Origin of the sequence: Mesorhizobium sp. M0106, from assembly GCF_040322715.1 — a bacterium.
In the GTDB taxonomy this organism is placed as follows: Bacteria; Pseudomonadota; Alphaproteobacteria; order Rhizobiales; family Rhizobiaceae; genus Mesorhizobium.
Window position 1 is genome coordinate 51171 of sequence record NZ_JAMYUA010000019.1, and the last position, 21945, is coordinate 73115.

Consider the following 21945-nt stretch of genomic DNA (forward strand, 5'->3'; position numbering starts at 1 on the left):
CTTGATGAAGGCCCGCAGAGCAAATTCGCGCGAGAAGATCCTCGCCGCCGCCGCCGCCGTGGCGCGCGAGACGGGTCCTGGCAGCCTGTCGCTGGATGCGGTCGCCAGCCGTGCCGGCGTGTCGAAGGGTGGTCTTCTCTACAATTTCCCAACCAAGGCGAAATTGATGCAGGCGCTGGTGGAGGATTACCTGCGCGCCTTCGAGCAGGCGCTGGAGTCCGCCCGCACGGCCGGCGTCAACGGCGAAAGCCCGCTTGCAACTTATATCAAGCTTTCGGCCGAGCATGCCGAGGAGTCGAAACCGTCGGCATCCTGGATATTTTCGGCGATTGCCGAGGATCCCGATTTCCTGACGCCGATAAAATCGTTCAGGCGGCAGGTGTTCGAGCGGCTGAAGGAGGAGACGCCGAATCTCAAGGCGCTGCTGGTCTGCTACCTCGCCATCGAAGGGCTTCGCAGCATGAACCTGTTCGGTTCGGACATTCTCTCCGCCAAAGAGCGCAGGCTGCTGATATCGACCCTGCTGGACATCGCGGAATAGTCGAACCGCCAATCTGCGGTTTTGAGCCCGATTAATGGCGGCGTTCGTTCACCTGTGTCAAAATACGGGCTGGCACGTCGAAACCACGCCATCCCGCCTTCCGAAAATCGGTTCCGATTTTCGGGCCGATGCGCTAGAGCCTTTCGGGATTGAACCGAGCTGCCTTCAACCCGGAAAGGCTCCCGCCGCTGCCCATGCCCCATCTTCCCGAGCATCTTCTCACCGGCTACCGCAGTTTCATGAGCGGCCGCTATCTCACCGAAAGCGGCCGTTATCGCTCGCTGGCGCGGGAGGGCCAGGCACCGGAAACGATGATCGTCGCCTGCTGCGATTCGCGGGCCGCGCCCGAAGCGATCTTCGATGCCGGGCCGGGCGAACTGTTCGTGCTGCGCAATGTGGGCAATCTGGTGCCGCCGTATGCGCCCGACGATCAGTTCCACTCGACATCGGCGGCGCTCGAATTTGCGGTGCAGAGCCTCAAGGTCAAGAACATCGTGGTGATGGGCCACGGCCGCTGCGGCGGCATCCGCGCGGCACTCGACACCACGGCCGCACCCTTGTCGCCGGGCGATTTCATCGGCAAGTGGATGAGCCTGATCGCGCCCGCGGCCGAGACCGTATCGTCGAGCACCTTCATGACCGCGACCGAGCGCCAGACGGCATTGGAGCGCATCTCGATCCGCTATTCCATCGCCAATCTGCGTACCTTCCCTTGCGTCTCGATCCTCGAAGGCAAGGGGCGACTGTCGCTGCACGGTGCCTGGTTCGATATTTCGACCGGCGAGCTTTGGGTGATGAACAAGGAAACCGGCGATTTCGAGCGGCCGGAGACGGAGTAGGAGACGAGGCATGATGCGAGCTCGGTTCGCGTTCGCGGCGGCGGCACTGCTTTGCTCGGCAAATGTCGCCCGTGCCGACGATAGCGCGATCATAGACCGCTGGTATTCGGCACTGCTGATCGCCGACCGCACCGAATTGTCGGACCTGCTTGCCGACAACGTCCGCATCAAGCTCGACGACCTCGGCGTAGTGCAAAGCAAGCAGGAATTCATCGCCTCGATCGCCGAGTGGCAAGGCGCCGTCGCCGGGGCCGAAATCCGCCATCGGATCGAGAAATCGGAGGGCGGCGTCACCACTGTCATCGCCTGCTATGATTTTCCCAGCAACGACATGCTGATGCAGGAGACCTTTGCGGTCGCCAACGACCAGATCACCGCCAGTTCGCAGGCCGCGATCGCCGAAAACTGCGACAGCTACTGACGGAACCATGAACGGGACCCGCTGTTGCGCGCAACCGGCCGGCGCCTTACATCGGTGGCGATCCATCTTCTCCCGCCACTCAGCGAAAGTTTGCCCATGCCGTCCACCGTCGACCTCGCCGCCCATCCGCTGACCGCATGGCAAGGGCCGCTCGGCCTGCCCGATTTCACACGCATCGGAGACGGCGATTTTTCTCCGGTCTTCGACGCGGCCCTGAAGGCGCATGAGGCCGAGATCGGAGCGATTGCCGGCAACACCGGGACGCCGACGATCGAAAACACGCTTGCCTCGCTCGAGCTTGCCGGCGAGGCGCTCGACCGTGTCTCCTCGATCTTCTGGTGCCGCGCCGGCGCCCACACCAATGAGGCGATCCAGGCGCTGGAGCGCGACATCTCGCCGAAGATGTCGCGGCACTTCTCGGCGATTTCGATGAATGAGCGACTGTTTGCCCGCATCGACGATCTCTATCAGCGCCGCGAGGCTTTGAAGCTCGATGCCGAAACGCTGCGGGTCTTGGAAAAGACCTGGAAAAACTTCGTCCGCTCCGGCGCCAGGCTCGACGCCGAAGGCAAGAAGCGGCTGGCCTTGATCAACGAGGAATTGTCCTCGCTCGGCACCAATTTCGGCCAGAACGTGCTTGCCGACGAGCGCGACTGGGCGTTGTTCCTCGACGAGGCCGACCTTGCCGGCCTGCCGGAATTCCTGAAAAGCTCGATGGCGGAAGCCGCCGAGATGCGCGGCCAGAAGGGCCGCTACGCCGTCACTCTGTCGCGTTCGATCTACGAGCCGTTCTCGACCTTCTCAGAACGCCGCGATCTGCGCGAGACGGCGTTCCGCGCCTTCATCATGCGTGGTCAGAATGGCGGCGCTACCGACAACACGGAAGTGGTGCGCGACATGCTGCGCCTGCGCGCCGAGAAGGCGAAGCTGCTCGGCTACGCTTCCTACGCCGCGTTGAAGCTCGACGACACCATGGCCAAGGCGCCGGAGGCGGTGCACGCGCTGCTCGATCCAGTCTGGGAAAAGGCGGTGGAAAAGGCCGCAAGCGACCAGGCCGAATTGCAGCGGCTGGCGGCCGAGGCCGGCAGCAACGAGAAATTCGCCGCCTGGGACTGGCGCTTCTATCAGGAGAAGCTGCGCGCAGAGAAATTCGCCTTCGACGAGGCCGAGCTGAAGCCGTATCTGCAGCTCGACCGCATCATCGACGCCTGTTTCGACGTGTCAACACGATTGTTCGGCATTTCTTTCGAAGAAAAGAAGGGCATTGCCACCTGGCATCCGGACGCTCGCGTTTTCGTCGTGAAGAATGCCGACGGCAGCGAGCGCGGCCTGTTCCTCGCCGATTATTTCGCGCGACCCTCGAAGCGCTCCGGCGCCTGGATGAGCGCGCTGAAATCCGGCTACAAGCTTGGTCCTGGCTCCAAGCCGGTCATCTACAACATCATGAATTTCGCCAAGCCGCCGGCCGGCGAGGCAGCCTTGCTGTCGGTCGACGAGGCCAAGACCCTGTTCCACGAATTCGGTCACGCGCTGCACGGCATGCTGACCGACGTCACCTGGCCATCGGTCGCTGGCACCTCGGTCAGCCGCGATTTCGTCGAGCTGCCCTCGCAGCTCTACGAACACTGGCTGACGGTGCCGGCGGTGCTGGAAAAGCATGCGCTGCATGTCAAGACCGGCAAGCCGATGCCAAAGGCGCTGGTCGACAAGATGCTGGCGGCGCGCACCTTCGGCGCCGGCTTCGCCACCGTCGAGTTCACCGCCTCGGCCTTGGTCGACATGGCCTATCATGCGCAGTCGGATGCGCCGCAGGAGCCGCTTCGTTTCGAAGCCGAAACGCTCGAAAAACTCAGCATGCCTGATACCATCGCCATGCGTCACCGCACCCCGCATTTCGGCCATATCTTCGCCGGCGATGGCTATTCTGCCGGCTATTACTCCTACATGTGGTCGGAAGTGCTCGACGCCGACGCGTTCGCCGCCTTCGAGGAAACAGGCGATCCCTTCAATCCGGCGCTGGCCGAGCGGCTGCGCAAGAACATCTACGCCGCCGGCGGCTCGAAGGACCCGGAAGAACTCTACACCGCCTTCCGCGGCAAGATGCCTTCCCCGGAAGCGATGATGGCCAAGCGCGGGCTGGTGTGATGCATGCCCGCTCTTGTCACCGTTCTCTTTCCATCCTGATTGATGTCGGCTGTCATGGCGTCGGGTTGCGCACCGCCTGATCCGGTTTCCGCCGATCCCGCTCGGCCCCGTTGGCCGTTCGCGTCGTTGAGGTGACTGCACTTAATGCGGTCTCCATCGTTCCGGCCGAAGGAGCCGCGTTCATGGCGGCGCTACGGGCTGTGCGGGGGTAGGCAACGACAGCTTGCCCGCTATGCTGATCGGCCGCTGCCGCATCCGGACCGCGCCTTGCGACGACCGCTACGGAAACTCTCAGTCGCGAAGTGGCAGCCCCGCCAATGGAAGGCGGGGCTGGTAAGTTTGATTGTCTCGGCGAAGGTTTTTGCCGAGGCGATTGGCCTAGGCAGGCACAAAGCCAAAATAGGCTTTGTAGGAAGCCCCCTCGCCGGAAATCAGGGGCGTTTCCACTTTGAACCCAATCCCGCTGAAGGTGGTATTGTTCGTACGTGCCGCGAGCAACACCATCTGCTTTGCGGAGATGGTCACTGTCGCGCTCCCGATCCTGTCATCGCCCCAATCGAAGAGATCGCTGATGGCGCCGCCGATCGATGGCATCAAGGATCCCAGGGCGGGGCCGGCTATCGCGGCAATGATAGGTCCTGCCACCGGAATGAGGCCCAAAGCCAGCGTGCCCGCCGTATGGACGCCCATGACGATCTTCTGCACCTCGTCCTTGTATTTGTTGGGGTCGCCAAAATCGTTTTCCATCAGCACCGTGCCGATATTGATGCCGTAGGGCTTGCCTCGATAGATTTCCATAAGGTCGGGTCTCGTATCTCCGGCATCGACGTCGCCATAGACCTGGCTGCGCCTGGTGTCGGCGATCTGCGGCGTTGTCACGCTGACGATGACATAGGGTTCGTCCGCACTCGATCCCTGATCCCAGTCGGTCTCGCCGAAGCAATGGAGGCCGGTATAGTGGACGACGACGTCTCGAAGGTCGATCGCGCCGGTGTCGGGCCACCAGTATATGCCGCCGTTTTCAAACAGATTGGCACGGCCACCGTCGGCAAATTCGGTCTCGTCGGTCGTTGGGTACCCCAGATATGACTGTTCCCAGCCCAAGCTTTCCCACTTCTTTCGAATGTCACCGTACACCACGTTGGCTCCTGTGTTCGGTGTCCAGTAGATCGAGCCGGCATTGGCAAAATGGTTGTAGCGCCCGACGCCGTCGGGAGTTCCGGTTTCGTCGGTGACCGGATAGCCGAGAACCGAGCGCTCCCAGCCCATTGCTGCCCATTTGCCGCGAATTGCCCCCCAAATCGCTTGAGCACCGGTGTTCGGTGTCCAGTAGATCGAAGCGGTATTGTTGTTGAAGTGATTGTATCGGCCGACGCCGTCGGGAGTTCCGGTTTCGTCGGTGCAGGGAATGCCCCACGCGAGACCGCCAAGCGCAATCCACTTCCTGTAGATTTCGCCATGGATCTCAAAGGCGTCGTGCATGGCATCGTTGTAACAAATGCATGAGCCGTTCTTGAGATACCAGGCTTTTCCAGTGTCCTTCCTGTCGATCTCGGCGAAGCCGGCGCCTCCAAGGGAGTTGTACTTTTGCTGTATGACAGCTTCGGGCGAGAGGAGCGACCAAGGCCCGATCCTGAGCTGGTCGGAAAGTCTTGTGGCTCCAGCGCGGATGGTGCCGGCACGCACTCTCGAAGTTGCTCTGGCAGTATACGGCATGACCTTTTCCTTCCTGTGAGTGTTGGTATCGGGGGCTTCAGGCCTCCGGCGATCGGTTTTGATCGACGAGCCGAGGTTCCCAGACCGCGACTTACGGACGGCTTACAGAGTTCCGAGCTGCGCCAGAGTAATTCCAGGAAAAGTGTGGAACGGTTTTCCGTCCGGAATTGCGCAAAAATAAAGAGATAGAGCGGTTCGGCGTTTCGGTGAAACGATGAACCGGTCTAGAGAAACGGGCGCACGAGCGAACGCAGCAAAGGCGAGGGCTCGTCATCGCCGGTCGAAGCGAGCGCGCGTTCATAGCGCCGGTAATCCTCGATGGCGCCGGCATGATCGTTCCTGGAGAGGCTCTCCTGGATGAGCGTGCCATGGAGTTTGGCCGATTCCGGGTAGAAATCGAGCGCACGCCGGCACGCCTGGCGTGCCCGATCCGCATTGCCTTGACTCTGCCAGTGTTTGGCGATCCGCACGGCAAGCTCCACAAACCCATCCCGCACCCGGTCGGCCGCGGCATTCGACCAGGCGGGCATCGGGGCATTCGAGAAAAGCGGGCCGACAAAGCCTTCCAGCAGCATCTCCTGCTCCTCGATTGCGCAGTCTCTTTGGCCCGACAGAACGGGTTTCAGCCGGTCTTCCCAATCCTGCAGATCGATCCAGACCTTGTCGGCAGCGAGCCGCAAACGGCCTTCTCTCAGCGTTACGAGTTCGCCTTGCCCGAGCAATTTGCGCAGACGATGCAGCGCCTGCTCCAAGGCCGCTTTGGCCTGGTCGCCGTCGAGGTCGGGCCAGAGCCAATCCTGCAGGGTTTCCACCGAACAGACCTGGTCCCTCGACAGGCAGATAATGCGCAATATGTCGAGCGCGCGGGTAGGTTTGGCACCGGGCGCGACCTCGGCACCATCGATTTCGAGGCGGAAGCCTCCCATCAAGTGGATCCTGAGCGGCCAAGGCCACTGGACGGGTCGGCCAGCGGGCGGGACCAGATATCGCGCCCGAACGACGCGGCGGCAGAGATCGACGTCGATCTTTCGCTCCAGCGCATCGGCGACCAGATCGGCCAATAGGTCCGGCAGGTTGAGCAGGATTGCGGAGGGGTTGACCTGGCGCAACACCTCCATGAATTCAGCCAGACGAGTGCCATAGGACGCGCCGCCTTTCCACTTCTGCTCCAGGGCCCGAGCGGCCAGAATATTGAGTTCGACCCGCTGGCGAGGGCCGCCGCTCAGCCTTTCGACGATCTCCTGGAGTAGCGCAATGGCCTCCGCTGGACGCCGATCGGCCAGCAGGACCTGGTATTTGGTGACGTAATGCGGCCAGCGTTCGATCATCGGCTCATTCGCCCGCTCGATCGCATCCATGAAGGCATCGCAGTCGAGATAAGCCTTGACGAAGTCGCCGCTGCGCGTGTGCATCGCCGCGTGGCAGTCGGCGACTACAGCGACCTGGGTTGTGAACCTGCTGTCCGCGATCTCGCCCAGCCGGGAGACGAGCGCATTGAATTCCGAGAACCTGTTGTGAAGCTTCATCAGCAATTGAAGCTGATAGAGGGCGCTGAACTCGACGCCCCGTAAGGCGTGCCGCTCGCCTATCGCCGTTGCGCGTCGCAACGCATCCTCGGCCGAGGCATAGACAAAACCGCGCCGCGAATAGGGGAAGTAACGGCCGCTGGCCGAGCCAAAGGACACCAGCCACATGCCGAGCACCAGCGGCGGGATATCTGGATGTTCGAGATCGGCGGCAACGCTGTCCACGGCATTGGCAAAAATGTCGCGCTGCCCCGACGAGGTCGCGTAGTCGATGAGCGCTTCGCTTGCCAGCAGGCGCAACTCGACCGAATCCTCGATCGGCAGATGTGTCAGGCGCTGCTGGATATCATTCACGAGGCGCTTCGCGTCATGGACGTCGAATTCGCCAGGTTCGGCGAAATCGACGGCCCGCAGGATGCCGAGCCTGACCATCATGAGTTCCTCCGGATCCAACTCCGGCAATCCCCTGGCAAGAACCTGTGAGGCTCGGCGCGTCCAATCCGCCAGCCCCTCATGCGTACGCCAGCTGGCAGTCTTGACTACGACCGCCCGCGCGACCGTCAGGCATTGGCCGCGCATGTCGGTGTTCTCGAATGCTTGCCATGCCTTGGAGAAGTGCGGTTCGGCCTTCGCATCGTCCGATGCGAAGGCGACGCCCAGCCAATAATGGACCCACCCGTCCATCTGGTCGGGGGGCAGCCTGTTGCACCATTCGACGAAGCTGGCCCTGCGCCCTTGCGAGAGAACGCCGTTAGCGCACTCCAGAATGAGCTGGCGTGCCAGCGGCCAGGCGCCCGCCTGCAACGCCAGCACGATTGCCGCGTCGGTTTTGTCTGCCTCGTGCAGGACCTTTGCTGCCTGCTCGCGCAGCCTGGAACGGTCCGCTTCCGTCACGCGCCGGTCCAGTAGGCCGGCAAGGTATTCGCGCAACAAGTCATGCAGCTGGAAGGCGGCGCCGCCCGGACCGTCGCGCGTGATCAGCAGCTGGCGATGCTGCAGCCGCACCAGCAGGCGAGCAGCCTGCGGCGAGCCCAGGAACGCATCGGCAAGCTCCGTGCTGATCTCCGGCAGAACGTTGAGCCTGATAAGCAGATCCTGGTCCTCCGGCGCGATGTCGCGCAGGAAATAACGTCCGACAATCTCCCGAAGGCCGGCGCCCCCGGCAAGGCCGGTCTGCGAAAGCGGGTAGTACATTCCGGCGTTGGCCAGCAGGAGAAGGCCCACCGCCCAGCCGCGCGCCTCCGAAATGTCGCCGACCTCGGACGGCGATTGCGAGCGGGCGGTGACGAGGTTGCGAGCCTCCCCAGGCGAAAACTCCAGCAGCGTTTGGTTGAGCACCGGCAACTGTCCCGCCAGCACGAGGTCGGCGACGTCGCCCTCAGGCAGCATCCGCGATGTGCAGATGCAGCGGACAGTGTTGGGGCGTTCGCGCAACAGGATCGCCAGCGTCCGGCGAAAGCCTGGCGCATCGGCACGATGCAGATCGTCGAGGACCAGGATCGTGCCCGGATCAAGCCGCGAGAAATAGGTGCGGAAGAACAGCCGCGCGAAATCGTCGGAATTGTCGGCATATTCCGGACCAAAGACCGGCATGCCGGCATGCCTGCCGTCGAGCGACAGCGTCAGATAGTGGAAAAGGCGCGCAACGTCCTGGTCCTCGGTGTCGACCCGATACCAGTTGTACGCCGATTCGCCTTGCTTCAGCCCGCCTTGTTCCCGCCCGCCGTGTTCCAGAAAGTCGATCACCGCGGTGGTCTTGCCGTATCCACCAGGCGCCGCCAGCCAGCATGCACCGCTGTCGAGGGCCTGCGAAAGCAGCGCCACTACGCGCGGACGGCTGACAATTCCCACTGGCCGGGGTGCCGAGAGCTTTGCTATCTCGCGCGGCGCCTCCCGGAAGTATTTATCCATTGTGAGGACTCTCGCAGCGCAGTCGCCTCGCCAAAACAGGTAATCGGTTCGCCCGCAACAACAAATCGCCGGCCGGCGTTGTGCTCGCCTGACGTGCCGTTCTCGCCGGCAAGGTCGCGGTTATCCCTTGTGCGACATGATATGCGAAACCCCGACACTCACGTCGGCCGTGTGTCTTGCCATCACTGCGTTCATTCGCATTGCAATCGCCGCATAGCCGTTTCGTTCGTGGTCGGTAACTTCCGAGGGCTTGAAGAGCCAAGGAAGGGGTGCAACCTGCGCGTCGGCGAAATTGGCCGGCAGGTTCGATGGCAAGGCCTTTTTCCCTAAAGGCAGCTCTAGCCCAAGGTCGCTAAATTCCTCCTCGAGACTGGCGTGCAGATGAGAAAGGACCACATAGATCGCCAGCTTTGATCTAGTCCTTTCTGTGTTGTTTTGATCGTACTCTTGAAGAACCTCATCGAACGATGGCGATACGTCGCTTTCCGCAGCGGTAGCTCGTGTTGCAACAGCGCCGGCCAGGGCAGTCGCTGCCATTCCTGTAAGACCTACAAAATCACGCCTTGTCGTGCTGGTCATGGTGAATTCCCCTCGGTTTTGAAGACGGACCAAGTCTGGCAAGGACGAGGCGCAGTGGCAATAGGCCGCATAAGCTACTGGTGTAGAGGGTCTTTACGTCGCCGATGTGAATCCACCCATCCACCCGGCAACGATAGTGCCAAGCCGCCAGCAGGCCTGCAATGCGTTCGCGAGCTTCGTCTGAGAGACGCCGTGAATCCAAGGAGGACTTCCTTGGAATTCATCCAGGCAAGGGTTCGAAAAAAATCCGCTGGTGGAGCTGAGGAGGATCGAACTCCTGACCTCGTCATTGCGAACGACGCGCTCTCCCAGCTGAGCTACAGCCCCGTCCAGCGGATGGGGCTTTTATCGGCCGCTGCGGTTTCCTGTCAAGGCTGCGCTTGCTGCCGAAATGCCGCTCGGCCGTTCGTGCGCCCTCGCCCATGCGGCAGAAGGCGGCTCTTGCCGCTTTCACCTACAGTGGCTACATGTCGGCAACAATCGGAGACCGGCATGATCGCCCTCATTCAGACCATTGTCATGGCGCTTGACCTTTACTGGTGGATCATCATCGCCTCGGCGATATTTTCCTGGCTCTACGCCTTCAACGTCGTCAACTCCCGCAACCAGTTCGTCGACACCATCAGCAACATGCTCTATCGGCTGACCGAGCCGGCGCTGCGGCCGATCCGCCGCTTCATGCCCGACCTCGGCGGCATCGACATCTCGCCGATCATCCTGCTGCTGATCCTGTTCTTCATCCGGCAGTTCCTGCTCACCACCGTGCTTTCGCTGGTCGTCTGAGCCCAGGGCGTCGATGAGTGCGCCGTTCCGCAGGCGCGCCGACGGCATCGACCTGTTTGTCCGGCTGACGCCGAAATCAGCGATGGACAGGCTGGAAGGCATCGAAACATCGGTGGATGGGCGAAGCTATCTAAAAGCCCGCGTCCGCGCCGTGCCGGAAAACGGAGCCGCCAATCGAGCGCTGGAAAGGCTGGTAGCTAAGGCGCTTGGCGTGCCGGCATCGGGCGTCTCGATCGCCGCCGGCGGCACCGCTCGGCTGAAGACGCTGCGCGTGCTTGGCGATCCCGCGGCGCTGGCGAAACGCATCGATACGCTGGGCACCCCTGCGCCATGATCTCGGCTCGCTCGCTTACCCCGCAAAAAAAAGGCCGGGCTGCAAAGCCCGGCCAGATGTGAAGGTCGAAAACCTTCAGAGGGGAACGCGCCGGACGAATGGGAGGAAACATCCGACGCGCATTGCATATGGGTTGGCGTCGGCGACGTTTCAATGAGGTCGGAGGAAAGCTCAATGACCACTACTCGAGTCCTATTCTTCGATGTTCTGGGAACCGTCGTTGATTGGCGCAGCGGTATCGCAAGGGAGGCCGGCGCCTTCCTCGCGCGAGTTGGTGCAGAGCAGGTCGATCCCGGTGAATTCGCCGATGCGTGGGCGTCGCGCTATGACGCCTCGACCGAGGCGGTGCGGACGGGGCACCGGCCTTTCGTGTCACTTGACGTGATCAACAGGGAGAATCTGGACGCCACCCTCGTCCAGTTCGGGCTGGCCCCATCCGAGCTGCCGACCGCCGAACTTGAGGAACTCAACCTCGCCTGGCACCGGCTGGAGCCGTGGCCCGATTCGCTGAAAGGCCTTGCGAGGCTGAAGGAACGCTTCATCATCGTGCCCTTATCAGGGGCCAATACCCGGCTGTTGCTGGATATGGCCAAGCGCGCCGGCCTGCCTTGGGACACCGTCCTTGGCTCGGATGTGTTCGGCACCTACAAGCCTGCGCCGCAGGCTTATCTCCGCGCAGTGGAGATCCTGGGGGTGCGACCTGCGGAGGCCGTGTTAATCGCCGCGCACAATGACGACCTGGCCGCGGCACGAAGGTGCGGTATCGGAACCGCCTTTGTTGCTCGGCCAAAAGAGCATGGCCCGGCGCAGACGACCGATCTCTCGCCTCTTGAGAGCTGGGACTTTGTGGCCGACGACCTTGTCCATCTCGCCCAAGTTCTCCCGTAGGCCGAGGGCAGAAAACCTAAGCGATGTCGTCGCGAATGCAGGCCTTCAGATGGCCCTCGGCTGTCGCCCTCAGCGGCGGTACAGCCCCGGCGCAAGCTTCCAGCGCGAACGGGCAACGGGTTCGGAAAACGCAGCCCGACGGCGGGTTTGCCGGGCTTGGAATATCGCCTTTGAGCACCTGCCGGCCTTGCCTGGCCAGCGGGTCGAGCGACGGAATGGCCGACAGCAGCGCGCGCGTGTAGGGATGCTGCGGCCGGGCATAAAGCTCGGCCGCCGGCGCAACCTCCATGATGCGCCCGAGATAGAGCACGATGACCGTATCGCAGATGTACTCGACGACAGCCAGATCGTGCGAAATGAACAGCATGGTCAAGCCGAGCCGGAGCTGCAGGTCGCGCAACAGATTGATGATTTGCGCCTGGATCGAGACGTCGAGTGCCGAGACCGGCTCGTCGGCAACGATGAATTCCGGCTCGAGCGTCAGCGCCCGGGCGATGCCGATGCGCTGGCGCTGGCCGCCCGAAAATTCATGCGCGTAGCGGTCATAGGCGTCGACCGGCAACTCGACCGCGGCAAGTGCCTTCTCGGCCTTCGCCCGCCGCTCGGACTTCTTGCCGATGCGTTGAATGTCCAGGCCTTCGGTGAGGATCTGCCCGATCGTCATGCGCGGCGACAGGCTGGCGAAGGGATCCTGGAAAATATACTGCATCTTGCGGCGCTGGCGGCGCAACTGGGCGGCACCCAGCCTGGTGATGTCGGTGCCGTCATAGTTGATTTGGCCGGATGTCGGCTCGATCAGACGCAGCACCGAGCGGCCGATCGTCGTCTTGCCGGAGCCGGATTCGCCGACCAGGCCGACCACCTGGCCACGCCTGATATCGAAGGAAATATCCTCCAACGCCCTTACGACGGGTCCGCGCGAGAACGCTGTCGGCGCAAAATGCTTGGTCAGGTTTTTGACAGCGAGGAAAGGGGCGTCGGCCATCAGAGCTCCTCCCAGCGCAGGCAGCGGCTTTGCTGGGTCGGCGTCGCCGCAAACAATGGAGGGACCGCAGCGCGGCAGGCAGCGATAGCCATCGGGCAACGCGGCGCGAAGGAACAGCCCTTGGGCAGCAAGGCGAGCGACGGAACATTTCCGGCAATGGTCGGCAGCGGCGTTCCCGCCGCCTTCAGCGCCGTGGCCTGGCCGAGCCGCGGCACCGAGCGCATCAACCCTGCCGTATAGGGATGACGCGGACGGGCGAACACTTCGCTCACCGGACCTGTTTCGACGATACGCCCGGCATACATCACCGCCACCCGGTCGGCGATTTCGGCGACGACGCCGAGATTATGGGTGACGAACAGGATGCCCATGCCGCGCTGCGCCTGCAGGTCGGCCAAAAGATCGAGGATCTGGGCCTGGATGGTGACGTCCAGTGCGGTTGTCGGCTCGTCGGCGATCAGCAAACCAGGATCGCAGGACAGGGCCATGGCAATGGTGGCGCGCTGGCGCATCCCGCCCGACAGTTCGTGCGGATATTGCCGCGCCCGCCGCTTCGGATCGGGAATGCCGACCTGTTCCAGCAGCCGCACCGCGTCTGCTTCTGCCTCGCGGTGCGATTTGCCGAGATGGATGCGGATCGGTTCGGCGATCTGCTCGCCGATCGTGTAGACCGGGTTGAGGCTTGTCATCGGCTCCTGGAACACCATGCCGATCTCATTGCCGCGTATCTTGCGCAGCGACTCGGCATCGAGGCTGGTCAGCTCGGTAACCGTGCCGTTCTTGCGCCGCAGCGCGATCGACCCCTCGGCGATATGTCCGACCCTCTTTGGCAACAGGCCGATGATCGACAGGCTGGTGACAGATTTGCCGGACCCGGATTCGCCGACAAGCGCCACCGTCTCGCCGGAGCCGATCGTCAGGTCGACATCCCTTACCGCCGCGATGTCGCGCCCCGCGATGCGGAACACCGCGCGCAGGCCGGAAATCGAGAGGATCGGCATGGCGCTCAGCGGAGCAGCCCCACATCGCGAAGGATCATGTCGATCTTTGCGGTTTCCTCGTCGTTCAGGCTGCGCTGCGGCCGCGCCATGGTGTTCGACGCGATGATGCCGAGGCTCTTCATCGCCGCCTTGAAGGCGCCGACGCCGGCCGAGCCGGCGCTGGTCCTGCCGAGCGAGATCCAGACGATCTCGAACAGTTTCAGCAACCGCTCCTGCTCCAGGCGGGCTTCGGCATGCTGGCCCGCCTGCGTCAGCTTCCACAGCCTGACATAACCATGCGGGTCGACATTGGCGAGCCCCGGCACGACGCCGTGCGCACCCATCGCCAGCACGCTGTCGACCAGGATCTCGGAGCCGGTCATGCCGAAGAAGCCGGGGTCGTCGGCCATGTCCTTGAGCACGTAACGCAGATTGCCGTCGTCGCCGCTGGAATCCTTGATGCCCGCGATGGCGCCTTCCCTGGCGAGGCCGACCGTGGTCTTGCGCTCCAGCTTGACGTGGACGCAGACCGGGATGTCGTAGGCGATGACCGGAATGTCGATCGCATCCTTGATATAGCGGAAGTGGTCGCCGATCTCCGGCTGGCTGGTGCGGGTATAAAACGGCGCGGTGACGACGATGGCGTCGGCGCCGGCCGATCTGGCGATCCGGGCGTGGTTGATGACGCGGTCGGTCGTCGGGTCGATGACCCCGGCGAAGATCGGAACCCGGCCGTTATTGACCTTGACCGCGTGCTCGAGGACGGCCCTGCGGCCCGCCTCGTCGTGGAAGACCACCTCGCTGGTCGAGCCGAGCACGAACAGCCCGTGAACACCGCCGTCGAGCAGGTTCTCGATGGTGCGGGTGAACGACGGAAAGTCGATGCTGAAATCGGCATTGAGCGGGGTGACGACAGGTGGCACGACGCCGGTAAACAGGGGCATTTTGATAAACCTTTGAGGTCAGTTGAGATCGGAGCGGGGGTCGAATGCGTCGCGCAGGCCGTCGCCGATGAAATTGATGGCGAGCACGGTGAGCACCAGTGCGGCGCCCGGGAACATCCATTGCCAGGGGTAATTTTCAAGCACCACGGTGGAGCGGGCGAGATTGAGCATGTTGCCCCAGCTGGCTTCGGGCGGTGCGATGCCGAGGCCGAGGAAGGACAGGCCGGCCTCGAGCAGGATGGCGTTGGCGATCTGCAAGGTGGCGTAGACGACCAGGATATCGATGCAATTGGGCAGGCCATGCCGGAACAGCAGATGTGGCAGCCCTGCCCCCATGCCGCGGGCGGCAACGACGAAATCGCGCTCGCGCAGTTCGAGCAGCCGGGCGCGCACCATGCGCGACAGCACCGGCCAGGAGAGCAGCGAAATCACCAGTATGGTCGGCGCGATGCCGGTGCCGGCAATCGAAGCCAGCACCAGCAGGAAGATCACCGGCGGCAGCGTCATCGCCAGGTCGACCAGGCGCATCACCGTGCCGTCGACAAGACGCCCGCCAAAGCTGGCGACGGCGCCGACCAGGAAGCCGATGACGCTGGAGATGGCGACCGAGCTGACGGCAACCAGCAATGAGATCCGCCCGCCTTGCAGCAGCCGGGCCATGACGTCGCGCCCGACGCCGTCGCTGCCCAGCCAATGAATGGCCGACGGCGCCTTGTTCATTGCTCGGAGGTCGATAGTGTTAGGACCGAACGGCCACCACAAAGGATACGTCGAAACCGCCAGCAGGATCGGGATGACGATCAAAAGCCCGGCACGCGCCGCGCGGTTTTCAAAAAAGCGGTCGAGCGCGCGGCGAAGCGGGCCTTTGGTTTGCGGCACGGCTGCCGGGTCAACTGTAGGATCTGGCGCCGTGATTGCTATCATGCCACCTGAATGCGCGGGTCGACGACGGCATAAACGACGTCGGTCAAGAGGTTGACCAGGATGACGCAAACGCCGATCACCAGGGTAGCGCCCATGATCACCGGGTAATCGCGGGTGCCGACGGCGTTGACCAGAAGCAGTCCCATGCCCGGCCAGTTGAACACGCTTTCCAGGAAGATAGCGCCGCCGATGGCGATGCCGACAGTCGAGCCGATCAAGGTAATGACCGGCAAGAGCGCGTTGCGGGTTGCATGCTTGATGATAACCCAGAACTCGCGCACGCCCTTGGCACGCGCCGTCCGCACGTAATCCTGGTTGAGCACTTCCAGCAGCGAGGCGCGCATGTAACGCATGATCAGCGCGGCATGGCCGACGGACAGCAGGCAGGCGGGCAGGACGAGGTGCGCAAGCACATCCGTCGCCGAGAACGGCGCACCCGCGGTCTGCATGCCGCCGGACGGCGCCCAGCGCAGCAGCACCGAGAAGAAATAGAGACCGAGCAGCGCTGTCAGAAAAGCCGGGCTGGAGATACCGATAAACGACAGCACCGACAGCGCGATGTCGGATGGTTCGTTACGGCGCACCGCGCTGAAAATGCCGGCGGAAATGCCGAGCACGATGGCGATCGCCAGGCCCGTACCCATCAGCAGCGCCGTCGGGCCGACGCGTTCCATGACCAGTGGCAGCACGGCAACGCCGCTGCGCTGGATCGAATAGCCGAAGTCACCGCTCAGCGCCGCGCGCACCCAGGCGAGATATTGCACGGGAAGCGGCCGATCGAGCCCGAGCCGTTCGCGCAGGCCCTCGAGGTCGGAAGCCGACATGGGGACCGATGGGTTGATATAGGCGTCGATCGGATCGCCCGGCGCCAGCCGCAACAGGATGAAGATGAGGACGCTGAGCGCGACCAGCATCAGCAGTCCTGTGGCGCTGCGGCGGGCGATGAAGCTCAACATGGGCTTTCCGTGGCGGTGGCAGGCGGCGCCAAAGTGGTCCCGCCTGCTCACTTGCTTGCGGGTTTCTTACTGGATGTCCCAGCGCTCGGGGTGAGCTGCGTAGGGGCCGCCGCCCGGCGCCGGCGTCCAAACGAAGTCATGCAGCTTGTTGGAGGCTACGCCATAGCGGTTGGCCACCCACAACGTCGCCCAGGGCAGGTCCTTGTTCATGACCTTGCAGACCCCCTGCCAGGATTGATCGAGCTTGGCCGGATCGGTTTGGCCGAGCGCGGCGTCCAATGCGGTGCTCAGATCGTCGAACTCGATGCGCATGGTGTTGAAGCCTGCCGGCGGGATCTGCGACTTGTTGAGGCCGGGATTGAGGCCGGCCGGGTTAGGGCCGTTCTGCAGGCCGGCATAGACCATCGGAAAGGCGTTCCAGTCCGGCGTGCCTTGCTTGTAGACGATGCCGTTATAGGTCGGCGTATCGACGACCCGCGGCACCACGTTGATGCCGACTTCGGCCAGCATCGACTGGATGGCGGCCATCACGTTGGCCGCTTGCGGCGAGCCGTAATAGGTCAGCAGGGTGATCGGTTTGTCGCCGTTGATCTTGTCCCAGCCCGCCTCGCTCAGCAGCGCCTTGGCCTTTGCCGGATCGTAGGCATAGGGTTCGAGGCCTGCGGGAACGAGATGCGGCGCGACATAGCCGCAATTGGCTGGCTCGGCGGCACCGCCGTAGAGGCTGTCGATGATGGCGTTGCGATCGATCGCGTACATGATTGCCTGGCGGACACGGATATCCCTAAACAGGTCGACCTTCTGGTTCAGGCCGATATAGTTGACCACGTACGAGGCACCTTCGATCACCTTGAAATTGCTGTCGCTCTTGAACGATGCCGCATCGTCGGGCTCGACATAGGTGAACTGGATTTCGCCGGCACGGAGCGCGGCAACGGCCGCCGCCGGCGACTCGAAATAGCGGTTGATGAGCACGTCTACCTTCGGCTTGCCGCCGCGATAATCGTCATCGGCTGCCAGCTCGACATATTGGTCGCTCACGTAGCGCTTGAACTTGAACGGGCCGGTGCCGACCGGAGTGGTCGACCACCAGGTGCTTGTCGCCAGCGATTCCGGCGGCAGGGCGGCCAGGGCATGCTCCGGCAGGATCATCAGCTGCGAGAGGATGGATAGAAACGAGCCGTTCGGTTTCGATAGCTTCACCACTGCGGTGTGGTCATCCGGCGCATCGACCGAGGCGATGTTGGCGAGGCGGGCGGCAAACAGGCTGCCGGAGGCCTTGTTCCTGGCAAGCTCGAGGGTGAACTTGACGTCCTTCGAGGTGAACGGCTTGCCGTCGTGCCAAGTCTCGTTGACCAGGTTGAACGTATAGCTCAGCTGGTCGTCGCTGATCTTGTAGTCCTTGGCGAGGTCGCCTTCGATCTCGGTCAGTCCGGCATTGTAGATGACCAGCGGTTCAAAATAGGTGCTGAGCCAGCTGTAGCCGCCGGTCGCGACCAGCGGGTTGAAGTTCTTGGGAAAACCGCCCGGGCCGACGTCGAAGCCGCCCGCAATGGTCTTGGCGCTTTGTGCCTGGACACTGGTCAATGGGGCAATGCTGGCGAGCAGTAGCCCGGCGACTGAGAATGCGATGGTCCTGATGCGCATGGTTTCCTCCCTTGGCATAGTCAGGTTGTTCTTCAGCTTGTTCGGTTTTTGGCGATAACCTGCTGGATCCCCCGGTAATGGTCGTCGAGCCGCCGACGCGCCTGGTCGACATCCTTGGCGGCGACAGCCTCGACGATCTCGTGATGGTCGCGCCATGTCGCCAGCGGCGTCGGATTGTCGAGATTGGTGAAATTCGAGGCCTTGTTGAACGCCATCCAGAAGATGTCGATCAGCGCGCTCAGCATGCGATTGTTCTGGCAGCGGAACAGCAGCTGATGGAATTGCTTGTCCTCTTCGGCGAAGCTCTCATGGCGCTCGGCACGTTGCCGCATGCGCTCGGTCAACTGGCGCAGCGCTTCGATATCTTCGGCGCTGATCATCTCGATCGTCTTGGCGATGAGGCCGGTTTCCAGCACGCGACGGATTTCGCGCAGCTCTTCGACGTCGCGCAGCGAATCCTGCAAACCGTAGGCCAGGTTGTCCAGCAGCGGCTTGAACGAGAACTCCTTGACGAACACGCCGATGCCGCGTCGCGTCTCCAGGATGCCGATCGATTCCAGCGCCTTGATGGCTTCGCGCACGGAGTTGCGGCCGACGCCGAGCCGCTGCGCCAGAAACGTCTCCGGCGGCAAGGGATCGCCGGCCTTGAGCTGGTTGCTTTCGATATAGGCCCTGAGGCTTTCCTGCACGGTGACGTGCAGCAGCGGTGGTCTGCTCAACGGTTCGATCGACTTCAGTTCCGCCATCCCACTGCTTTCATCATCCGCTGAAGCTTGCCCGCCGCTTGTCGTATAGCCACTTGTAGGATATCCTGCAAGCCCATAGCAAACCTGCCTCCGAATGAAGATTATCCTCGCCGGCTCGAGCCACTGGCACGCCGAAATGCACCTCGACGCCGCACGCTTTTACGGTGCGGAGATCGCCGGTATCTGGGACGAGAATCCTGGCCAAGCGCATGCGTTCGCCGCGCACCACGACCTGCCGTTTATCGAAGATTTCAAGGAGATACTCTCCAGCCCGCCGGATGTGATCCTGTTGATGGGGCACCCTTCGATGGTGCCGGCGCGGGCACGTGCGATCATCGCGGCAAGGGTACCGCTGATCCTGGAGAAGCCGGCGGCCAGCCATACGAGGGAACTGATGGCGCTGCGCGACCTCGCCAGGCAGTACCAGGCTTTTGTCGCTGTTCCCCTGCCCAACCGTTTCGGGCCGGCCGTTGCCGGCCTTGAACGGCTGCGCCGGCAAGGTCGCGCCGGCCCCGTGGCGCATTGCCAGTTCCGGCTGGTCAACGGCCCGCCGCAACGCTACATCGCCGACGGTGTCGCCTGGGTGCTCGACCCGGCGGTTGGTGGCGGGGGTGCGTTGAGGAATCTCGGCATACACGGCGTCGACGCGGCACTCAGCCTGGCAACCGGCAAGCTCGGCCTGAAAAGCGTTTCGATCGCGAACCGCATCCATCCCGGCCCGGTCGAGGATCACGCACTTCTGGTGCTGGAAGACGAGGCCGGCGCGCTGTTCATCGTCGAGGCCGGTTACACCTTTGCTTCGATGCGCCCCGGCGGTGACTTCGAGTGGCGCATCGTCAGTGCCAATGCCACCCTCATCGATCATGGCGACCATGTTATCTGCGCAACGCTCGACGACGCGGCAATCGTCGACTTGCCGGTCGAACTGCCGGCGACGCGCTATCGTCTGTTCATGCGCGATACGCTTGACCGGCTGGCCAGAAAGGCGCCTCCGCCGGTGTCCATCGAAGATTATGTTGCGGCGATGTCGCTGATCGACGCCGCCTATCAAAAGGCAGGACCATGATTGGAATAGGAATTATCGGCGCCGGCGATTTCGGCGCAGCCCATGCGCGGGCAATCCCTGAGGCTGGCGGCATTCGCCTCGTCGCCGCCTCTCGAGGAAATGCCGACGCACTGCAGCAATTCACCGCTGAACATGGCGGCCGCGGCTACGCGGACTGGCGAAGGCTGCTGGACGACAAGGAGGTCGATGCGGTCCTCATTGCCAGCCCGCACCATCTCCATGCCGAAATGGCCATCGGCGCGGCAAAGGCCGGCAAGCATATCCTGCTCGAAAAACCGATGGCGCCGACGGTGGCTGCCTGCGATGCGATCAACGCCGCCGTGGCCAAGGGTGGCGTCAAGCTGATGGTCGCCCACCTCATGCATTTCGCCCCGCCCTGCATGGCGGCCAGGCAAATTCTGGAGGAAGGCGAGCTCGGCCGGCCGCTCGCCGGATCGAGCTGGATCATCAAGCTGTGGATGGAGCACAATCGCCGCGACTGGCATCTGCGCAAGGCGACCGGCGGCGGCATGCTGTTGACGGCCGGCATCCACGCGGTCGATCGCCTGGTCTGGCTGATGGATGACGATGTCGTGTCGGTGAGCGGCATGCTCGGCGCCAAGTTCCATGACCAGGAAGCAGACGACAGCGCTCTGCTCGGATTGCGCTTCGCCGGCGGCGGCATCGGCCAGGTGCAGAGCGTCGGCTATCGCACCGGCGCCACCACCTATGCCATGGATCTGGTCTGCGAGCGGGGAACGCTGCGCATCGACATGGACCGCGGCACCATGCTTGGCCGCGAGACGGTCTGGACCGAGCTGCCCGGGTCCTTTGAGCCGAACTGGATGCATAACGCGCTGGTGCGCGAATGGAGCGCAATGCGCGATGCCATTGCCGATGACACGCCGGTGCCGGTCGACGGCATCTATGCGCGCAAGATCATCGCCATTATCGAGGCTGCCTTCGCGTCGAACGAAACCCGCCGCGAACACGAGATCGCCGGTGGACGCTGACCTCGACGACCATCTGGCCCGCTTGCCCGCACACGCACCGCGCGGCATCTGGGGCGCGGTGATGCTGGCCATCGACGATCGCGGAGCGATCGACTGGCAGGCGACGGAAGAGACGATCGCCCGGCTCTGCGCCTCAGGCGTCGACGGCGTCTATTCCAATGGCACGGCCTGCGAATTCCATTGCCAGACCGAGCCCGAATTCGACCGGCTTTGTGAGTTGGTCGCAACCATAGCCGGCCGCGCGCGCCTTCCTTTCCAGATCGGCATCAGCCAGTCCAATCCGCGCGTCGCGCTGGAGCGACTGACGCGGGTCGCCGGACTTCGCCCGACGGCGGCTCAATTCACCTTGCCCGACTGGTGGCCGCCCAGTGACGACGAGATCATGCGTTTTGCCGGCGGCCTCTGCGAGGCCGCGCCCGAAACGCCGCTGGTGCTCTACAACCCGCCGCACGCCAAGCGCCGCCTGACGCTCGACGGCATCGCCAGTCTGCGTGCGGCCGTGCCATCGCTGGTCGGCGCCAAGCTGCCGGGCGGCGACGCCGGCTGGTATGCCGACACGCGCCGCAGACTGGACGGATTTTCCGTCTTCGTCCCCGGCCACACGCTGGCAACAGGCTATGCCGGGGGAGCCCATGGCAGCTACTCCAACGTTGCCTGCCTCAACCCGAAGGGCGCGGTGCAGTGGTGGCAGATGATCCGCACCGACATGGCCGCAGCTGCCGAACTCGAGGCCCGCATACAGGCCTTCCTCGCCGCACATGTCCTACCGTTTCGCACCCGTTACGATGTCAGCGATGCAGCACTCGACAAGGCGATGGCGGCGGCCGGCGGCTGGGCGCCGCTCGGCCCGCGATTGCTCTGGCCCTACAACTCGGTTCCCGACGAGGAGATCCCGACGCTGGCCAAGGCCGCTTACGCGACCTTCCCCGAATGGTGGTAATGTTCGATTTTACGAAACCGGTTTAGTAAAGCGGTTTACAAGCGCAATTTCCTGTGCTGAAATCCTCGCCTATCGGGAACGC

20 protein-coding genes and 1 tRNA gene are annotated in these 21945 nt (G+C 63.1%); 10 read left to right on the forward strand and 11 right to left on the reverse strand.

The features are described from left to right. Nucleotides 1-4: 4 nt before the first annotated feature. The 4 genes from NKJ55_RS19390 (at nucleotide 5) to NKJ55_RS19405 (ending at nucleotide 3946) form a co-directional block, all read left to right on the forward strand. Entirely contained in the window at nucleotides 5-541 is a 537-nt protein-coding gene (locus tag NKJ55_RS19390; RefSeq protein ID WP_352451259.1) for a TetR/AcrR family transcriptional regulator, read from the forward strand. Between the two features lie 194 nt (nucleotides 542-735). Then, nucleotides 736-1380 (forward strand): carbonic anhydrase, encoded by a 645-nt coding sequence (locus NKJ55_RS19395; RefSeq protein WP_352451260.1) that lies wholly within the window; start codon nucleotides 736-738, stop codon nucleotides 1378-1380. Between the two features lie 13 nt (nucleotides 1381-1393). Next, nucleotides 1394-1801 (forward strand): nuclear transport factor 2 family protein, encoded by a 408-nt coding sequence (locus NKJ55_RS19400; RefSeq protein ID WP_352451322.1) that lies wholly within the window; start codon nucleotides 1394-1396, stop codon nucleotides 1799-1801. A gap of 90 nt (nucleotides 1802-1891) precedes the next feature. Further along, nucleotides 1892-3946, forward strand: coding sequence for a M3 family metallopeptidase (locus NKJ55_RS19405; protein ID WP_352451323.1), 2055 nt, complete (start codon nucleotides 1892-1894; stop codon nucleotides 3944-3946). A 378-nt stretch (nucleotides 3947-4324) separates the two neighbouring features. On the opposite strand, the gene NKJ55_RS19410 is transcribed toward NKJ55_RS19405, so the two are convergent. The 4 genes from NKJ55_RS19410 to NKJ55_RS19425 all read right to left on the reverse strand — a co-directional run bounded on the left by NKJ55_RS19410 (nucleotide 4325) and on the right by NKJ55_RS19425 (nucleotide 10005). Beyond that, a complete protein-coding gene (locus NKJ55_RS19410) occupies nucleotides 4325-5662 on the reverse strand; it encodes an LGFP repeat-containing protein (RefSeq protein WP_352451262.1) in 1338 nt (445 codons plus the stop codon). A 224-nt stretch (nucleotides 5663-5886) separates the two neighbouring features. Next, nucleotides 5887-9099: an AfsR/SARP family transcriptional regulator gene (locus NKJ55_RS19415; protein WP_352451264.1), complete on the reverse strand. Its 3213-nt coding sequence runs from the start codon at nucleotides 9097-9099 to the stop codon at nucleotides 5887-5889. Nucleotides 9100-9219: 120 nt separating this feature from the next. After that, nucleotides 9220-9678: a hypothetical protein gene (locus NKJ55_RS19420; RefSeq protein ID WP_352451265.1), complete on the reverse strand. Its 459-nt coding sequence runs from the start codon at nucleotides 9676-9678 to the stop codon at nucleotides 9220-9222. Nucleotides 9679-9929: 251 nt separating this feature from the next. Further along, nucleotides 9930-10005 (reverse strand) — tRNA-Ala (locus NKJ55_RS19425). Nucleotides 10006-10170: 165 nt separating this feature from the next. Here NKJ55_RS19425 and NKJ55_RS19430 point away from each other — a divergent pair. The 3 genes from NKJ55_RS19430 (at nucleotide 10171) to NKJ55_RS19440 (ending at nucleotide 11683) form a co-directional block, all read left to right on the forward strand. Further along, nucleotides 10171-10461 (forward strand): YggT family protein, encoded by a 291-nt coding sequence (locus NKJ55_RS19430; protein ID WP_023678162.1) that lies wholly within the window; start codon nucleotides 10171-10173, stop codon nucleotides 10459-10461. Between the two features lie 13 nt (nucleotides 10462-10474). Then, a complete protein-coding gene (locus NKJ55_RS19435; RefSeq protein ID WP_352451267.1) occupies nucleotides 10475-10795 on the forward strand; it encodes a DUF167 family protein in 321 nt (106 codons plus the stop codon). Nucleotides 10796-10948: 153 nt separating this feature from the next. Next, nucleotides 10949-11683 (forward strand): haloacid dehalogenase type II, encoded by a 735-nt coding sequence (locus tag NKJ55_RS19440; RefSeq protein ID WP_352451269.1) that lies wholly within the window; start codon nucleotides 10949-10951, stop codon nucleotides 11681-11683. Nucleotides 11684-11699: 16 nt separating this feature from the next. Here the strand turns inward: NKJ55_RS19440 and NKJ55_RS19445 are convergent, their stop codons facing one another. The 7 genes from NKJ55_RS19445 to NKJ55_RS19475 form a co-directional block, all read right to left on the reverse strand. After that, complete coding sequence (locus tag NKJ55_RS19445; protein WP_352451271.1) at nucleotides 11700-12668, reverse strand: ABC transporter ATP-binding protein; 969 nt, start codon at nucleotides 12666-12668, stop codon at nucleotides 11700-11702. After that, on the reverse strand, nucleotides 12668-13678 hold the full coding sequence (locus NKJ55_RS19450) for an ABC transporter ATP-binding protein (protein WP_352451324.1): 1011 nt from the start codon (nucleotides 13676-13678) through the stop codon (nucleotides 12668-12670). The genes NKJ55_RS19445 and NKJ55_RS19450 overlap by 1 nt, the downstream gene beginning before the upstream one ends. Next, nucleotides 13675-14592, reverse strand: a complete 918-nt coding sequence (locus tag NKJ55_RS19455; RefSeq protein ID WP_352451273.1) for a dihydrodipicolinate synthase family protein — start codon at nucleotides 14590-14592, stop codon at nucleotides 13675-13677. The genes NKJ55_RS19450 and NKJ55_RS19455 overlap by 4 nt, the downstream gene beginning before the upstream one ends. Before the next feature lie 18 nt (nucleotides 14593-14610). Continuing rightward, complete coding sequence (locus tag NKJ55_RS19460) at nucleotides 14611-15516, reverse strand: ABC transporter permease (protein WP_352451276.1); 906 nt, start codon at nucleotides 15514-15516, stop codon at nucleotides 14611-14613. After that, nucleotides 15513-16472 carry an ABC transporter permease gene (locus NKJ55_RS19465; protein WP_352451277.1) on the reverse strand — a complete coding sequence of 320 codons (960 nt, stop codon included), beginning with the start codon at nucleotides 16470-16472 and terminating at the stop codon, nucleotides 15513-15515. The genes NKJ55_RS19460 and NKJ55_RS19465 overlap by 4 nt, the downstream gene beginning before the upstream one ends. 66 nt (nucleotides 16473-16538) lie before the next feature. Beyond that, nucleotides 16539-18119 carry an ABC transporter substrate-binding protein gene (locus tag NKJ55_RS19470; RefSeq protein WP_352451279.1) on the reverse strand — a complete coding sequence of 527 codons (1581 nt, stop codon included), beginning with the start codon at nucleotides 18117-18119 and terminating at the stop codon, nucleotides 16539-16541. A 32-nt stretch (nucleotides 18120-18151) separates the two neighbouring features. Beyond that, complete coding sequence (locus NKJ55_RS19475) at nucleotides 18152-18865, reverse strand: FadR/GntR family transcriptional regulator (RefSeq protein ID WP_352451281.1); 714 nt, start codon at nucleotides 18863-18865, stop codon at nucleotides 18152-18154. 94 nt (nucleotides 18866-18959) lie between these two features. On the opposite strand from NKJ55_RS19475, the gene NKJ55_RS19480 reads away from it, so the two are divergent. Genes NKJ55_RS19480 through NKJ55_RS19490 form a run of 3 tightly spaced genes read left to right on the forward strand, consistent with a single transcriptional unit; the run spans nucleotide 18960 to nucleotide 21863 of the window. Then, nucleotides 18960-19931: a Gfo/Idh/MocA family protein gene (locus NKJ55_RS19480; protein ID WP_352451282.1), complete on the forward strand. Its 972-nt coding sequence runs from the start codon at nucleotides 18960-18962 to the stop codon at nucleotides 19929-19931. Beyond that, the gene (locus NKJ55_RS19485; protein ID WP_352451283.1) at nucleotides 19928-20923 is read left to right on the forward strand and encodes a Gfo/Idh/MocA family protein; all 996 of its coding nucleotides are present in this window, start codon (nucleotides 19928-19930) and stop codon (nucleotides 20921-20923) included. Before NKJ55_RS19480 ends, NKJ55_RS19485 begins: the two co-directional genes overlap by 4 nt. Beyond that, nucleotides 20913-21863: a dihydrodipicolinate synthase family protein gene (locus NKJ55_RS19490; RefSeq protein WP_352451284.1), complete on the forward strand. Its 951-nt coding sequence runs from the start codon at nucleotides 20913-20915 to the stop codon at nucleotides 21861-21863. The genes NKJ55_RS19485 and NKJ55_RS19490 overlap by 11 nt, the downstream gene beginning before the upstream one ends. Nucleotides 21864-21945: the final 82 nt, after the last annotated feature.